Source organism: Tepidiphilus baoligensis, assembly GCF_012911495.1.
GTDB lineage: Bacteria > Pseudomonadota > Gammaproteobacteria > Burkholderiales > Rhodocyclaceae > Tepidiphilus > Tepidiphilus olei.
On the sequence record NZ_JAAAUB010000012.1, the window covers coordinates 1 to 15,756 of the forward strand.

12 protein-coding genes are annotated in these 15,756 nt (G+C 64.8%); 1 reads left to right on the forward strand and 11 read right to left on the reverse strand.

Translation table 11 applies throughout. The features are described from left to right. Nucleotides 1-34 precede the first annotated feature (34 nt). The gene (locus tag GV368_RS08345; protein ID WP_328514250.1) at nt 35-1,792 is read left to right on the forward strand and encodes a transglutaminase TgpA family protein; all 1,758 of its coding nucleotides are present in this window, start codon (nt 35-37) and stop codon (nt 1,790-1,792) included. A 202-nt stretch (nt 1,793-1,994) separates the two neighbouring features. Here the strand turns inward: GV368_RS08345 and rpoS are convergent, their stop codons facing one another. The 11 genes from rpoS to GV368_RS08400 form a co-directional block, all read right to left on the reverse strand. Next, nucleotides 1,995-2,966: an RNA polymerase sigma factor RpoS gene (gene rpoS, locus GV368_RS08350; RefSeq protein WP_169116198.1), complete on the reverse strand. Its 972-nt coding sequence runs from the start codon at nt 2,964-2,966 to the stop codon at nt 1,995-1,997. Between the two features lie 13 nt (nt 2,967-2,979). Next, nucleotides 2,980-3,837, reverse strand: coding sequence for a M23 family metallopeptidase (locus tag GV368_RS08355; RefSeq protein ID WP_169116199.1), 858 nt, complete (start codon nt 3,835-3,837; stop codon nt 2,980-2,982). A gap of 21 nt (nt 3,838-3,858) precedes the next feature. Further along, nucleotides 3,859-4,515: a protein-L-isoaspartate(D-aspartate) O-methyltransferase gene (locus GV368_RS08360; RefSeq protein WP_142804733.1), complete on the reverse strand. Its 657-nt coding sequence runs from the start codon at nt 4,513-4,515 to the stop codon at nt 3,859-3,861. Then, entirely contained in the window at nt 4,512-5,270 is a 759-nt protein-coding gene (gene surE, locus GV368_RS08365; protein ID WP_169116200.1) for a 5'/3'-nucleotidase SurE, read from the reverse strand. Before surE ends, GV368_RS08360 begins: the two co-directional genes overlap by 4 nt. A 57-nt stretch (nt 5,271-5,327) precedes the next feature. Continuing rightward, entirely contained in the window at nt 5,328-5,711 is a 384-nt protein-coding gene (locus GV368_RS08370) for a sirohydrochlorin chelatase (RefSeq protein ID WP_169116201.1), read from the reverse strand. After that, the gene (locus GV368_RS08375) at nt 5,708-6,460 is read right to left on the reverse strand and encodes a tRNA threonylcarbamoyladenosine dehydratase (protein ID WP_169116202.1); all 753 of its coding nucleotides are present in this window, start codon (nt 6,458-6,460) and stop codon (nt 5,708-5,710) included. Before GV368_RS08375 ends, GV368_RS08370 begins: the two co-directional genes overlap by 4 nt. Continuing rightward, nucleotides 6,457-7,416 carry an MBL fold metallo-hydrolase gene (locus tag GV368_RS08380; RefSeq protein WP_169116203.1) on the reverse strand — a complete coding sequence of 320 codons (960 nt, stop codon included), beginning with the start codon at nt 7,414-7,416 and terminating at the stop codon, nt 6,457-6,459. Before GV368_RS08380 ends, GV368_RS08375 begins: the two co-directional genes overlap by 4 nt. 253 nt (nt 7,417-7,669) lie before the next feature. Continuing rightward, nucleotides 7,670-8,146, reverse strand: coding sequence for a single-stranded DNA-binding protein (gene ssb / locus GV368_RS08385; protein WP_142804738.1), 477 nt, complete (start codon nt 8,144-8,146; stop codon nt 7,670-7,672). Nucleotides 8,147-8,156: 10 nt separating this feature from the next. Then, the gene (locus tag GV368_RS08390; RefSeq protein ID WP_142804739.1) at nt 8,157-9,356 is read right to left on the reverse strand and encodes an MFS transporter; all 1,200 of its coding nucleotides are present in this window, start codon (nt 9,354-9,356) and stop codon (nt 8,157-8,159) included. Between the two features lie 71 nt (nt 9,357-9,427). Next, on the reverse strand, nt 9,428-10,894 hold the full coding sequence (locus GV368_RS08395) for a glutamate synthase subunit beta (protein WP_169116204.1): 1,467 nt from the start codon (nt 10,892-10,894) through the stop codon (nt 9,428-9,430). Between the two features lie 23 nt (nt 10,895-10,917). Continuing rightward, on the reverse strand, nt 10,918-15,597 hold the full coding sequence (locus GV368_RS08400; RefSeq protein ID WP_169116205.1) for a glutamate synthase-related protein: 4,680 nt from the start codon (nt 15,595-15,597) through the stop codon (nt 10,918-10,920). Between the last annotated feature and the right edge of the window lie 159 nt (nt 15,598-15,756).

The window sequence follows — 15,756 nt, forward strand, 5'->3', positions numbered from 1 at the left end:
CTCACAGGAAAGGTTTCGACTTTGGTGACCACGGATTCAGGAATATGGCTACTGGTTCGGCCAAGAGCCCGGAGTCGCCCTCGTCGCCTTGCTGGTGTGGGTCAAGTGGCTCGAGGCGCGCACCGAGCGAGACGAACGCACCGTCGCCGTACTCACTCTCTTTTTGCTCACGGCCGTATTTTTGCGCGGGCAAACGCCGCTGCACGCGCTGGTGGCATTCAGCGGGGCGGGTCTCGTCCTGCTCGCCTGCGCCCGACTGACGGTTTCCCCCATCCTTCCGGCCCCTCTCGCTCTGGCGGATCGCGATGCCGGCCGTGCGATGCTCTGGGCACTCCCGCTCGCCGTGCTTCTGTTCGTGCTGGTGCCGCGCGTTCCCGGGCCACTGTGGGGACTGCCCGCCGACGCTCGTGCCGGACGCACCGGAATGTCCGAGACGATGGAAGCGGGCAGCATCGCAAGCCTTGCCCGATCCGACGAGATCGCCTTCGTCGTCGAAGTCCTGGAAGGACGGCTACCCACCCCTCGCTACTGGCGAGGTCCGGTGCTCGAAGTCTACGACGGTCGGAGCTGGAAACCCTCTTCGTGGCGGGCAGCAAACCCCATGCTCGACGCCTCGCCCCAGCCAGCTCACGTACGCTACCGCAGTCTCCAGGAACCCTCCGACCTCACGTGGGTATTCACCCTGGAGCGCACCCATGCGCTGCGCGGCGCGGCGGACGTGGAACGCATGCCGACCGGTTCCTGGCGTACTCGCCGGCCTCTATTGCAGCGCACCCTTTTCGAGGGTGAAGCCCGCTCGGGCGAACCCCTCCCGGAGCCCCTCTCCCCGCTTTCGATCCGCGCTTTGACGTTCCTGCCGCCGGGGGTCAATCCCCGCACCCGAGAAGTCGGTGAAGCCCTCTCCACCCGATACCCCCGAACCGAAGACCGGCTAGCGGCCATCATCGATTTTTTCCGTGAACGGGGATTACGCTACACCCTGACCCCCCCGCCCATGGAGCGCGATAGCGCCGACCAGGTGCTCTTCGAGGTCCGTGCCGGGTTCTGCGAGCACTTCGCCGATGCCTTCGCCGTGATGGCCCGCGCCGCCGGGATCCCCACCCGCATCGTTCTTGGCTACCTCGGCGGCGAACGCAATCCCGCCAATGGCAATTGGACCATTCGTCAGGCGGACGCCCACTCGTGGGTGGAGGTTTGGTTCGAGGGTACGGGCTGGATCAGCGTCGATCCCACCCTCTTCGCCCAGCCCGAGCGCGCCGATCGCCAGCTGGGTGAAGTGCTCGGCGGGCGTGAGGGCGTGCCGCTACTGTTGCGGCCCGAATGGCGCTGGGCTTGGCGTTTGCGCGCCCAGCTCGAAGCCTGGGAATACGGCTGGAACGTCTGGGTCGCGGGGTTCGACGCCGATCGCCAGCATCGCCTATGGCGGATTCTAGGCTGGAGGCCGGATCGTGCCCTGGGCTGGGCCATCGCTGCGACGGGAATCGTGCTCGCACTGACCTTCTTGCTCGCATGGAGGATGCAGCGCCCGTACGCACCACGCGACCCGCTCGAACGCCAGTGGCAACGATTCTGCCGCTCGATGGCACGGCATGGCCTGGCGCGCGCCCCAGCGGAAGGCCCGCTCGACTATGGCCGGCGACTGATGACCCGCTTCCCCGAAGCAAGCGATGCGATCGAGGCCGTGCTCCGCCCTTATCTCGAAGCACGCTATGGCCGCGGTTCGGACGAAGCGGCCATCGCAATGCGCCAAGCCCTGCGCCGGCTACGCCGACGCCTGCGTAAGCATCAGTGAATCGATCCGCGGCGCGCCCCGATCGCGTCGTCGTGCAGCGCGAGCGCCGGTCATTTCTCGATGGTCTTTTTACCGCCGCATGCAGGGTGCTTCGTGCCAAGGAGACGCTGAAGAAATGAGCGAGCGGGATGAAGCGCAAGGCGCACGGAGCGCAGCGACCGAGACATATCGNACCATGCGCGACGATCCGCTCGTGGATCCGTCAGGAAAAGAGCGTCTGACCGTCGAGGCCCGAATCACGCGCCATGCGACGCAGGCGACGCAAGGATTCGATCTGGATCTGACGCACCCGCTCGCGCGTCAGCCCCATCTGATCGGCCAGCTCTTCGAGCGTGCACGGCAGGATCCCGCGCAATCCATAGCGATGGATGATGACGAAACGGTGTTTGGACGGCAGGGCGTCGAGCCAACGCTGGACCAGCGCTTCGAGTTCGGCATCGTAGATCTGCTCTTCGGGCGTCGTACTCGATTCATCGGCCACCAGTTCGACGAGGGATTTTGCCGCATCGCGGTCGATCTGCGCATCGAGCGAAGTCGTCGGTTCCAGTAAAGCGAGCAACTCGTGCACCTCTTCCACCGGACGGCCGAGCCGTTCGGCCAAGGACTGGGGCGTCTCGCTGCCCTGCTCCACGGCCTGCGCACGTCGCGCGTGATAGAGCCGGTTGATGCGCTTCATCACGTGGATCGGCAAGCGGATCGTGCGCCCCTGGTTCATGATGGCTCGCTCGATGTTCTGCCGTATCCACCACGTGGCATAAGTGGAAAAGCGAAACCCTCGAGAAGGATCGAATTTCTCCAACGCGTGGATCAAGCCCAAGTTTCCTTCCTCGATGAGATCGAGAAAGGGAAGCCCGCGGTGTTGGTAATGCTTGGCGATGCTCACCACCAGGCGCAGGTTGCGTTCGATCATCGTCCGGCGCGCCGCCTCGTCCCCCTCCTTGGCGAGCTGCGCCAACCGCCGCTCCTCTTCGGGCGTGAGCAAGGGGTAGGTGCCGATCTCGTTGAGATAGCGTTGCGTGACATCGGAAAAGAGCTCGTCATCGACGACCTTGTCTTCGTCGAACGCCAAAATCTCGGGAGGAACTTCCTCGGTCGCCTCGCCCAGGTCACGCCACCAAGCCACCTCACCGTCGGCATGGATATCCTGGATGCCTGTGACGTCGTCCTCCTCCATGATGAGTGCCTCCTCAGCGTGACGGTAAGAGTCTGAGCGGGTCGACCGCTTGACCGGCCTTGCGGATCTGGAAATGCAGTTTCGGCTGCTTCACGTCCTTCCCGGTCTGGCCGATGGCCGCGATCACCTCACCACGCTTGACCTGCTGGCCCTCCTTGACGAGGACTTTGCTGTTGTGGGCATACACCGAAACGTAGTCGTTGGGATGCTGGATGATCACGATGAGTCCATAGCCCTCGATCCCCTCGCCGGTGTAAGAGACCGTACCATCGAGCGCTGCGCGCACCGGATCACCCGTCTTGCCGCCGATGTCGATGCCCTTGACGCTCGTGCCGTTGAAACGGGTAAGGAGCGGCCCGTCTGCCGGCCATTGCCAGCCCTCGCCTGCCCCCGGCGCCCTGTCTTCGGCCTTCGGGGCGAGGGGCGCGGACGTTGCCTCTGCACCGGTTCGCCCGCCCTTGGGCGAAGTCACCACCGGCGCAGCGCTCACCGCCTGAGGCGCACCATCGAGCGGCACCGGAACCACTTGCACTCCACTCGCCTCGGCCGGCGACGAAGACGGACCTTCGCGAACCCTGAGGGTCTGGCCAACGACGATGTGATTCGGATCCGAGAGCCGGTTGAGCGTCACCAGCTCATCGACCGAGACCCCGTATTGCCTCGCGATGCCGCGCAACGTCTCACCGGGTTGAACGACGTGATGGACCGGGCCAGGGGCTGCGGGTGTCGCTTGCGTTGCCGTGGCTGACGCAGCCATTGGAGCGCCCGTCGATCGATCGGCCACCGGCGCTTTGACCGCGCTCGAACAACCCGCCAAAATCCCTGCCAAGCCCAGGAGGAAGGCCACTCGGCGACCCCACCCTTTCGTCATCTCAAGGCTCCTTCCAAGCATTTAACCCACTCCTCCCAGGAGGGGCACGAAACGTACCGGTTCGTGCTCTGAGAGCACGATGCCGGAAGAAGTTCGGTCGACCACCCGCAACGACTGCACCGCATCGCCCACCGGCATGACCAGCCTTCCGCCCAAAGAGAGCTGCTCCACGAGCGCGGGCGGAACGACGGGCGCCGCCGCCGCGACGATGATCGAATCGAACGGCGCCACCTCGGGCAGCCCCAACATACCATCGCCGTGTTTCAGGCGAACGTGCGCGAAACGAAACGGCCGAAGATTCTCTCGCGCCAGATCGAAGAGCGCCCGGATGCGCTCGATACCGTAGACTTCCGGCGCGAGTTGCGCCAGCAAGGCCGTTTGATACCCGCAACCCACACCCACTTCCAGCGTACGCCCCGGCTCGCGGCCGGCGAGCAGCAACTCCAGCATCCGCGCCACCACATAGGGCTGGGAAATCGTCTGCTGAAACCCGATCGGCAGGGCGATGTCGTCATAGGCCCGAAGCTGCAGCCCTTCCTCGACGAAATGGTGGCGCGGGACACGCTGCATCGCTTCGAGCACCCGTTCATCGCGAATACCTTCGTGACGCAACTTGTCGAGCAAACGATCGAGCGCACGCGAAGAAATGGCATCGAAGCGTACTGCAGCATGGTTCATGGAGCGCCCGTCTCCTGCAACCAACCCTCTACCTCGGGCAGCAACTCATAGTGCGTCAGGTCCATTTGCAAAGGGGTGATGGACACGTAACCTTCGGCGACGGCATGGAAATCGGTCCCCTCGCCCGCCTCGGCCGCCTTCCCCGCCGGGCCGATCCAATAAACGGTCTCTCCCCGCGGATTTTTGGCTGGGATCACGGGCTCGGCCTTGTGTCGCCTTCCCAGACGCGTGACTCGATACCCTTTCAATTGTGGCAAGGGCAGATCAGGGATATTGACGTTCAACAGCACCGCCTGGCGCGACAAGGGCTTGGACAGGAGCCGCTCGACCAACCGACGAGTGACGTAGGCCGCGGCGGAAAAATCCTGTGGCGACTTGCTCACCAACGACACGGCGAGCGACGGCACCCCCAGCAGATACCCCTCGGTCGCGGCCGCCACCGTGCCCGAATAAACGGTGTCGTCGCCCATGTTCGCCCCGATGTTGATGCCCGATATGACCATGTCGGGCTGCACGTCGAGCATGCCGGTCACCGCCAAATGGACGCAGTCGCTCGGCGTGCCATTGACGAAATAGAACCCGTTGGGCGCCCGTCGCACGATGAGCGGACGATCGAGCGTAAGCGAATTGCTCGCCCCGCTGCGGTCACGCTCAGGGGCGACCACCGTTACCTCGCCCAAGGTGCGAAGGGCATGCGCGAGCGCCTCCAGGCCAGGAGAGAAATAACCATCGTCGTTGCTGAGCAGGAAACGCATGGATCATTCGCGAGCTATCGTTCGTGCATCGATATTACCACAGTGATCCCGAGCGTTTCATTCGCCCGCCCCGATCCATTCCAAAACGGTCGCGGCCATCGCCTCCCGGACCCTCTCGGACTCACCCAAGGCTGGCAGCACCTCGAACGAGACGTCTGGATACGCTGCGCGCAAAGGCGCCAACAAGCGCGGCAGGTCCTCGCGCAGATGGCCGCCGACGGCAATGAACACCGGAATCAGCGTCACTCGCCGATGGCCACGCGCGAGCGCCGCATCCACCGCCTCGGACAGGCTGGGCGCGAGAAATTCCAGGAACGCCGGCTGCACGAACGCCTCGGGCAGCGCCTGCCGCAGCCGTTGCGCCAAGGCGAGCACCGGTTCCGCCCACCGCGGATCGCGCGCCCCGTGCGCGAAGAGAATCACCGCAGGTGCCCCGCTCATCGCTCCTCCTGCACCAGCCATGCAACGACGCGCTCGGCGGCGATCAGCCCCATCGTGGCCGTCATCATCATGCTCGAACCGTAGCCGGCGCAAGCGAGTCCGGCGCGAGCATCGCATTGGGCATCGCGGCGCATCGGCTCGGCCGAGAACACCGCCGGTATGCCGAAACGGCCCCGGCCACGCGGAAACCCGTACTCGCGACGCAACGAAGCCCGTGTCTTCGCCAGCAACGGGTCTTGTACGGCGTGCGCCAGATCCGCCACCTCGAGTCGCGCCGGATCGCGCTTGCCTCCGGCTGCCCCCGTCATCACGAGAAAAATTCCCTGCGCCCGGCAGTGCGCCGCCAACGCCGCCTTCGCGCGGACCGCATCGACGGCATCGATCACCGCGTCCATCCCGGCGGCGAGCGCGGCGCAATTCTCCGGCGTGAGGAAGTCGTCGATCGGCTCACACGACAATGAAGGATTGATGTCAGCCAAGCGTTCTGCCATCGCTTCCACCTTGGCACGCCCCAGCGTCGAGGAAAGCGCATGGATCTGACGGTTGCAGTTCGATTCCGCCACCACGTCGAGATCGATGAGGCGCACTCCCCCCACGCCGCTGCGCACGAGCGCCTCGGCCGCCCAGGAACCGACCCCGCCCACGCCCACCACCGCCACTTTGCTTTGCTGCAAACGGGCAAGCGCGCCTTTGCCGTAGAGACGCTCGATCCCCCCGAAGCGTCGCTCCAGTTCGACTGCTTCACTCATCCGGTACTGACCAGCTGCTGCCGATCCAGCCACACGCCCAGACCCTGGGCATTGAGCTCGAGATCCATACGCAGCAACTCGATGAGCGCATCCCCCCGCACTAGCCAGCCCTGACGCTCCGCTTCCTCGTGCATCAAGGCATGCAAACCAGCGAGGATCTCCAGATGCCGCGCCACTCCTTTGCCGCGGGCCGACCGGGCCACTTCGACGTAGGCATCGATCAGACGATGCAGGTCGGTCGCCAAGCGCTCGAGCTCACGCACGCGCCCGAAATGGGTCAAATAGGCGGCCGAGGGACGGGCGGCTAGAATGCGATCGATGGAGGCATGGAGCGCCTCCGGTTCGAACTCGGTGGGCGTCGTCGTCGGAATCACCGACGCCCGTCCCGCCACGTCCAGCTCCCGGTATGAGACGCCGAAAGTGTCTCCCGTAAAAACGGCCTGTGCCACCGAATCATGAATCGCCACGTGGTGGCGAGCATGCCCCGGCGTATGCCACACCGTCAGTGCGCGCGATCCCAGAAAGAACACCTGCCCGTCATCCACCGCAATCACCCGCTCCGGGGGCACCGGCACCAAATGGCCGTACATGGCATACGCTTCGGCTTCACCATAGACGGCAGCGGCTGCCCGCCATAGCCGCGAGGGATCGATCATGTGGCGCGCACCACGCGGATGTACCACCAGCCGGGCGTTGGGCAAAGCCGCCATGAGATGCCCCGTTCCGCCGGCATGATCCAGATGCACGTGCGTGAGCAGCACGTATTCCACCCCCTGGGGCGCAACGTGGCTCGCCGCCAGTGCTTCCAAGACCCGCGGCACCGAGGCATTCACCCCCGTATCGACCACCGCTGCCCGCCCATCCTGCACGATCAGGTGCACCGCGGCCAAACCCGGACGCAGATAGCCCGTATCGACGGTGAGTACTCCGTCCTCGTGTGCAATCACGTAATCCACGTCATGCCCTTCCCTGTGGACATCTCGAACGATCTACCGTGCGGCCGCATGGCGGCGCTACGCGCTCGCTTATCCATGACATTGCCTCGCATTCCACGCTCCGGAATCCTTGCTCTACAAGCGCTCGCGTTGGTTCTTTTACAGTGCCCCCATAATGGCCGTTACCTTCCTCGATTCCGCGGCACGGATATTCGGTCCATCCGAAAAAACGAATCTTTCGGCGCACATGAAAACTCTGACCGAGGCACGACCCCTAGAAAGGAATGTCGTCTTCCTCGAAACCGTTGTCGAAATTCTTTTTGGCCGCCGATGCAGACTGAGCACCTTGCCTAGGCGCAGTGGCGGGCGAAGCGTTTCCCTCATCCAAAGGCGCATCGGGCCCGGCTCCCGCACCACCGCGCCCACCGAGCATCTTCATCACATCGGCCCGAATCTCGGTGGTATAGCGTTCTTGACCGCTCTGGTCGGTCCATTTGCGCGTGCGCAGACTTCCCTCGATGTAGACCGACGAACCTTTGCGCAGATACTGCGCGGCGATCTCGGCGAGCCGCCCGAAAAGCACCACGCGATGCCACTCGGTGGCCTCCTTGCGCTCACCCGTGGCCTTGTCCTTCCAAGTTTCGGAGGTGGCCAGCGAAAAATTACACACGGCCTCGCCGCTGGGCATGTAGCGGGTCTCGGGGTCACGGCCGAGGTTACCAACCAAGATCACTTTATTGACTGATGCCATCGTTCCATCCTCATAAAGATTGCGAATCTTGCGGGCGTGCCGGAGGCTGCAACCCGAGGCTCAAAGCATACCACGCGAGCGCGAGCCCCGCCGCCACCCAGTGGATCGCCTGAGGGGAGAGGTGCTGGGCGATCAACCCGCCCATCCATCCACCGCAAAACAACCCCAAAGATTGCAAGGTGTTATAAACGCCGAGTACCGCCCCTTTCCGTTGCGGCGAAGCGATGCGCGATACCCAAGAAGGTTGGGTCGCTTCCAGAATGTTGAAGGCGACGAAAAATGCTGTCAGACACAGTCCGATCGTCCATAGATCCCTCGCCCACAGGGCAAACCCCAGTTGCACCACGGCAAGCAGCGCGATGGAGGCGAGATAGACCGTTTTCAGGCGGCCACGCCGCTCAGCGAAGACGATGGCGGGCACCATCACCGTGAAGGAGAAGAGCACCGCGACCAAATAAACGCTCCAGTGATCTTCCAGTGGCAGTGCGCCATGCTTGACCAGCGCCCCTGGCACGACCACCCACATCGCCATCTGGATGAAATGCAACGAGAACACGCCTGCATCGAGCCGAAGCAGACGCCCGTCCTTGAGCACTGCCCACAGGGAGGCGCGAGACGCGGCCACGGGCGCGGCCGGTCGTGACGGAGTGGGCACGCTGCGCCAGACCATCACCGCCGCCCCGGCAGCAAGCACGCCCGTGAGGAGAAAGATGCCGCGCATACCCACCAGGCCGTAGAGCGTCGGCCCCAGCACCAGAGAGAGGGCGAAGGAGAGACCGATGGTCGAGCCGATCATGGCCATGGCGCGCGTGCGGTGCGTCTCGGGCGTGAGGTCGGCCACTAGTGCCGTCACGGCGGCCGAGATTGCCCCCGCGCCTTGCAGCGCTCGCCCCACGGTGACCCAGTGCAGATCCGGCGCAAACGCAGCCACGAGGCTGCCTACCACGAAGAGGGCGAGTCCGGCGACGATCACCGGTTTGCGCCCGAAGCGGTCGGAGGCCGCGCCGAAAGGAATCAGCAACACCGCCTGGGTGAGACCGTAAATACCGATCGCCAAGCCGATCGCCGCCTCGTTCCCGCCACCGGGCAGATGCCGCGCGTATTCGGCAAAGACGGGCAGGATCAGAAAGAGCCCCAGCATGCGCAGCGCGAAGACCGCGGCGAGCCGCACCACGATCAGTCGTTCGCTGCGAGAGAGTCGATCGTCCATGCACACTCCAAAAAATGAAGCCGGCCACGAAGGCGGCCGGCTTCCTCGAGATTCATGACGAAGCCTGCCGATCAGGCCGGCAGGATGCTCTCGCCCATCAAATAGAGATCGACCGCGCGGGCCGCTTCCCGTCCCTCACGGATCGCCCAAACGATCAGCGACTGACCCCGGCGCACGTCCCCGGCAGCGAACACGCCCGGCACGCTGGTGGCGTAGGCTCCAGGGCCTTCGGTAGGCGCAGCAGCGTTGCCGCGCGCATCTTTTTCCACGCCGAAGGCTTCGAGCAGCGTCCCGAGCGGATGGATGAATCCCATGGCGAGCAGGACGAGATCGGCGGGAATCTCGAATTCCGAGCCCGGGATCTCTTTCATCTGCCCACCGCTCCAGTCGAGCCGCGCCAGGCGCAGCGCGCGCACACGGCCATTGTCACCGATAAACGCCTTGGTGAGCACGGCGAACTCGCGTTTCACCTCTCCTTCCAGGTGGGAGGTCGAGGTACGCAGCTTGTTCGGCCAGTAAGGCCAAGTGAGAGCCTTGTCCTCCTGCTCGGGCGGGCGGGGCATGAGCTCGAGCTGGGTTACCGACTTGGCCCCGTGACGAATCGCCGTTCCCACGCAGTCGGCGCCGGTGTCGCCCCCGCCGATCACCACCACGTGTTTGCCCTTGGCCGAGATCGGATTGGGCGCGTCGCCGGCCACTTCCCGGTTCTGCGGAATGAGGAATTGCAGGGCGAAGTAGATGCCTTCGAGCTCGCGCCCCGGCACCGGCAGGTCGCGCGGCACCTCCGAGCCCGCGGCGAGCATCACCGCGTCGAACTCACGGCGCAGCTCCTCGGCGGAGACGAAACTCTTGGCCGCGTTTTGGATCGCGGCGGGGGTATCCGACGCCCCGACGAGCACGCCAGTGCGGAAACGCACCCCTTCGGCCTCCATCTGCGCCAACCGCCGGTCGATGAGCCATTTCTCCAGCTTGAAGTCGGGAATGCCGTAGCGCAGCAGGCCACCGATGCGGTCGTTCTTCTCGAAGAGCGTTACCTCGTGCCCGGCGCGCGCCAATTGCTGCGCCGCCGCCATGCCCGCCGGACCGGAGCCGACCACCGCGACTTTCTTGCCGGTCTTGCGTTTGGGCGGATGCGGCAGCACCCAGCCGCGTTCCCAGGCGAGGTCGATGAGGAAACGCTCGATCGATTTGATGCCGATGGCATCATCGTTGATGTTGAGCGTACAGGCCGCCTCGCACGGTGCCGGACACACGCGGCCAGTGAATTCGGGGAAATTGTTCGTCGCATCGAGCGCGTTCCAACCCTCGCGCCAGCGCTTGCGATAGACGAGGTCGTTCCAGTCCGGGATGAGGTTATTCACCGGACAGCCGTTGTGGCAGAAAGGAATGCCGCAGTCCATACAGCGCGCGCCCTGGATCGTCGCCTCGTTCTCCGAGAGGCGATGCACGAACTCCTTGTAATGCCGGATCCGCTCGGGAACCGGATCGTAGGCTTCCGTGACGCGGCGGTATTCGAGAAAACCTGTGGGTTTGCCCATTTCCTTGCAGTCTCCAGAGAGAATCAGGCCATGCTGGCCGCACGGGCGGCAGCGAGTTCGCGCAGCGCGCGACGGTATTCATGAGGCATCACCTTGACGAACTTGGCGCGCCACAGGCTCCAGTGCGCCAGGACCTCCTTGGCGCGGCGGCTACCGGTGAGGCGCGCATGGCGCTCGATGAGCCCCTTGAGGATGAGCTCGTCGCCCATCGTCAGATGGTCGATGCGCACGAAGCCGTGCGTTTCGAGTTCGGGGCCGAAGTCGGACTGCGCCCGCGCCTCCAGCTCCTCGGGCAGGGGCTCGAGCGCCACCTGCACCTGGTTGCACTTCTGCGCAAAATCCCCGTCGAGGTCGAGCACGTAGGCGATGCCACCCGACATGCCGGCGGCGAAGTTGCGCCCGGTACGTCCGAGCACCACCACCGTCCCTCCCGTCATGTATTCGCAGCCGTGGTCACCCACGCCCTCGACGACGGCGACCGCCCCCGAATTGCGCACGGCAAACCGCTCGCCGGCCACGCCGCTGAAGTAGGCTTCGCCCTCGATCGCCCCGTAGAGCACGGTGTTGCCAACGATGATGTTCTCCGGCGCCTCGCCGCGGAAGGCCGGATCGGGGCGCACGATGACGCGCCCGCCCGAGAGCCCCTTGCCGACATAATCGTTGGCCTGGCCGATCAGGTCGAAGGTGACGCCGCGCACGAGGAAGGCGGCGAAGCTCTGCCCGGCCGTGCCGCGGAACGTGAAGCGCACCGTATCGTTGGGCAAGCCTTCATGGCCGTAGCGCTCGGCGATGCGGCCGGAGAGCATCGCGCCCACCGTGCGGTTGACGTTGCGGATCGGCACCTCGGCGTGCACCACCTTGCGCGCCTCGATCGCCGGCTTGGCGAGTTCGAGCAAACGCAGATCGAGCGCCTTGTCGAGCCCGTGGTCCTGGGTCTCGCAGTGGCGAGTGGCCACCCCCTCCGGCGCTTCGATGCGCGCGAGCACCTTGCCGAAATCCAGCCCCTTGGCCTTCCAGTGATCGAGGGCCTCACGCACGTCGAGCAGATCCACCCGGCCGATGAGCTCGTCGAACGTGCGCACGCCGAGCTCGGCCATGAGGCGACGCACCTCCTCGGCCACGAAGAAGAAGTAGTTGATCACGTGCTCGGGCTGCCCGGAAAAGCGCCGGCGCAGCTCGGGATCCTGCGTCGCCACCCCCACCGGGCAGGTGTTGAGATGGCACTTGCGCATCATGATGCAGCCGGTGACCACCAGCGGCGCCGTGGCAAAGCCGAACTCGTCGGCACCGAGCAGCGCGCCAATGACCACGTCGCGCCCCGTCTTGATCTGACCGTCGACCTGCACCCGCACCCGGCCGCGCAGGCGGTTCATCACCAGCGTCTGCTGCGTTTCCGCCAGACCCAGCTCCCAGGCCGAACCGGCGTGCTTGATCGAGGAAATGGGCGAAGCCCCCGTGCCGCCGTCGTGGCCGGCGATCACGATGTGATCGGCTTTGGCCTTGGCCACGCCCGCCGCGACGGTACCCACCCCCACCTCGGCCACCAGTTTCACCGAGATCGAAGCCTTCGGATTGACGTTCTTCAGGTCGTGGATGAGCTGGGCCAGATCCTCGATCGAATAGATGTCGTGGTGCGGCGGCGGTGAGATGAGGCCGACGCCCGGCACCGAGTGGCGCAGAAAGCCGATGTACTCGGTGACCTTGTGCCCCGGCAGCTGACCGCCCTCGCCGGGTTTGGCGCCTTGCGCCATCTTGATCTGGATCTGATCGGCATTGACGAGGTATTCGGCCGTCACCCCGAAGCGGCCGGACGCCACCTGCTTGATCGCCGAACGCAGGCTGTCGCCGGGCTTGAGCTCGAGATCGCGGGCGATGCGATGCGGTCCGATCACCTCCGAGAGCTTGGTCGGTTTGGCGATCGGCTTGAAGCGCGCCGGATCCTCGCCACCTTCACCCGTGTTGGATTTGCCGCCGATGCGGTTCATCGCCACGGCGAGCGTGGTGTGCGCCTCGGTGGAGATGGAGCCGAGCGACATTGCCCCGGTGGCGAAGCGCTTGACGATCTCGGCGGCCGGTTCGACCTCTTCGAGCGGAATCGGCTGCGCCGCCTTGCGGAAGCGGAAGAGGCCGCGCAGGGTCATGAGGCGCCGGCTCTGGTCGTTGATGATGCGGGCGTATTCTTCGTACGTCTCGAAACGCCCCGAGCGCGTGGCATGCTGCAGCTTGGCGATGGCATCCGGCGTCCACATGTGCTCCTCGCCGAAGCGCCGGTAGGCGTACTCGCCGCCGACGTCGAGCCGGTTCTCGAGGAAGAGGTTCTCACCAAACGCCGCCCGGTGCAGGCGGATCGCCTCGTCCATCAGATCGAAAACGTCCAGCCCCTCCACCTGGCTCACCGTGCCGGTGAAGTATTTGTCGCACACCGACTGCTTGATGCCCACGGCCTCGAAGATCTGCGCGCCGGTGTAGGACATGTAAGTCGAGATGCCCATTTTGGACATCGTCTTCATCAGCCCCTTGCCGATGGCCTTGATGAAGTGTTTGACGTATTCCTTCTCCTGTTTCTCGTCGCCGTTGGCAAGCTCACGCAGCGTCATCAGCGCGAGATAGGGATGCACGGCCTCCGCCCCGTAGCCCGCGAGCACGGCGAAATGGTGCACCTCGCGCGCCGAGCCGGTCTCGACCACCAGGCCGGTGCGGGTACGCAGCCCCTTGTTGACCAGGTGCTGGTGGATGGCGGAAGTGGCGAGCAGCGCCGGGATGGCGACGTGCTTGGCATCGACTTTGCGGTCGGAGACGATGAGCAGGTTGTAGCCATTGAGCACCGCATCCTCGGCCTGGGCGCACAGCGAGGCGAGCCGCGCCTCCACCGCGTCTTTCCCCCAGGAAACGGGATAGCAGATGTCGATCTCGTGGCTGCGGAAACGATCCTTGGTGAACCGGGCGATGTCGCGCAGCTTGGCCATCGCCTCGAAATCGAGCACCGGCTGCGGCACCTCCAGCCGGTAGGGCGGGTTGATCTCGTTCAACTCCAGCAGGTTCGGTTTCGGACCGATGAAAGAGACGAGCGACATCACCAGCTGCTCGCGGATCGAGTCGATCGGCGGGTTGGTCACCTGCGCGAAGAGCTGGCGGAAGTAATGGTAGATGGGCTTGGGCCGCGCCGAGAGCACTTCGAGCGGCGCGTCGTTGCCCATCGACCCCACCGCCTCCTCCCCGGTCTCGGCCATGGGATCGAGGATGAACTTGAGGTCTTCCTGGGTATAGCCGAAAGCCTGCTGCAGATCGAGGATGGGGACGTGCGACTGCGCCGCATACACGGCGGCGCTGCCGGGCGCGGGCAGGGAATCAATCTTGATGTTGATGCGCTGGATCCACTCGCGGTAGGGCTTGGCGTTGGCGAGCGTCTCCTTGAGCTCCTTGTCGTCGATGATGCGGCCCTGCTCCATGTCGATGAGGAACATCTTCCCCGGCTGCAGGCGCCACTTGCGTACGATTTTTTCCTCGGGAATCGGCAAGACGCCGGCCTCGGACGCCATGACGACGAGATCATCGTCGGTGACGAGGTAGCGCGCCGGCCGCAAGCCGTTGCGATCGAGCGTCGCCCCGATCTGGCGGCCATCGGTGAAGGCCACCGCCGCCGGGCCATCCCAGGGCTCCATCATCGCCGCGTGATACTCGTAGAAGGCACGGCGCCGCTCGTCCATGAGGGTGTGCGCCTCCCAGGCCTCGGGAATGAGCATCATCATGGCGTGGGCGAGCGTATAACCGCTCATCACCAGGAGCTCGAGCGCGTTGTCGAAAGCGGCCGAATCCGACTGTCCCGGATAGATGATGGGCCAGAGCTTTTCCAGATCCTTGCCTAGCAAGGTGGAGGAGACGCCCCGCTCGCGCGCCCGCATCCAGTTGTAGTTGCCGCGCAGGGTGTTGATCTCGCCGTTGTGCGCGATCATGCGGAACGGATGGGCGAGGTTCCACTTGGGAAAGGTGTTGGTCGAGAAACGTTGGTGCACCAGCGCGAGCGCCGACTCGGTGCGCGGATCGGCGAGGTCGCGATAGTAGCGCCCGACCTGGTCGGCGAGCAGCAGCCCCTTGTAGACGACGGTGCGCGCCGACATGGAAGGGACGTAGAATTCCTTGGCATGCTCGAGGCTGAGCTCACGAATGGCGTTGGCCGAGCGACGCCGGATCACGTAGAGCTTGCGCTCGAGCGCGTCGGTGACCATGACTTCGGGGCCGCGGCCGATGAAGATCTGCCGGATCACCGGTTCGTTGGCCTTCACCGCCGGCGACATGGGCATGGTGCGATCGACGGGTACGTCGCGCCAACCGAGCACCACTTGTCCCTCGGCACGTACCGCTCGCTCGATCTCTTCCTCGCAGGCCAGGCGCGAGGCAGTCTCCTGCGGCAGGAAAATCATCCCCACGCCGTAGTCGCCGGCCGGCGGCAGGGTCACTCCCTGCTTGGCCATCTCTTCGCGGTAGAGCCGGTCTGGGATCTGGATGAGGATACCGGCCCCATCGCCTTGCAGGGGATCGGCCCCCACGGCACCACGGTGATCGAGATTTTTCAGGATCTCCAGCCCCTGGGTGACGATGTCATGGCGTTTCACGCCTTTCAGGTGGGCGACGAAACCGACGCCGCAGGCGTCGTGTTCGAACTCGGGACGATAGAGACCGGCAGATGGCGACGATTCGGACATGGTCAGGCTTTCCTCGACTCGGATCCAATGACGGTGAAAGAAAGGGCGCGCCGCTGTGGCGCTACGGGATCGACCGGGTACCGTTACGAGAGACGGGCGGAGTATCCTAGCGCACGAAAAGGCGGCCAAACACTATACCGTCGAAGAGGCCGCCGATCA

What these genes read in the sequence shown, in the direction of transcription:
- GV368_RS08375 (WP_169116202.1), bottom strand. Translation starts at nt 6,460, where the DNA reads ATGAGTGAAGCAGTCGAACTGGAGCGACGCTTCGGGGGGATCGAGCGT.
- GV368_RS08360 (WP_142804733.1), bottom strand. Translation starts at nt 4,515, where the DNA reads ATGAACCATGCTGCAGTACGCTTCGATGCCATTTCTTCGCGTGCGCTC.
- GV368_RS08390 (WP_142804739.1), bottom strand. Translation starts at nt 9,356, where the DNA reads ATGGACGATCGACTCTCTCGCAGCGAACGACTGATCGTGGTGCGGCTC.
- ssb (WP_142804738.1), bottom strand. Translation starts at nt 8,146, where the DNA reads ATGGCATCAGTCAATAAAGTGATCTTGGTTGGTAACCTCGGCCGTGAC.
- rpoS (WP_169116198.1), bottom strand. Translation starts at nt 2,966, where the DNA reads ATGGAGGAGGACGACGTCACAGGCATCCAGGATATCCATGCCGACGGT.
- surE (WP_169116200.1), bottom strand. Translation starts at nt 5,270, where the DNA reads ATGCGTTTCCTGCTCAGCAACGACGATGGTTATTTCTCTCCTGGCCTG.
- GV368_RS08395 (WP_169116204.1), bottom strand. Translation starts at nt 10,894, where the DNA reads ATGGGCAAACCCACAGGTTTTCTCGAATACCGCCGCGTCACGGAAGCC.
- GV368_RS08370 (WP_169116201.1), bottom strand. Translation starts at nt 5,711, where the DNA reads ATGAGCGGGGCACCTGCGGTGATTCTCTTCGCGCACGGGGCGCGCGAT.
- GV368_RS08400 (WP_169116205.1), bottom strand. Translation starts at nt 15,597, where the DNA reads ATGTCCGAATCGTCGCCATCTGCCGGTCTCTATCGTCCCGAGTTCGAA.
- GV368_RS08355 (WP_169116199.1), bottom strand. Translation starts at nt 3,837, where the DNA reads ATGACGAAAGGGTGGGGTCGCCGAGTGGCCTTCCTCCTGGGCTTGGCA.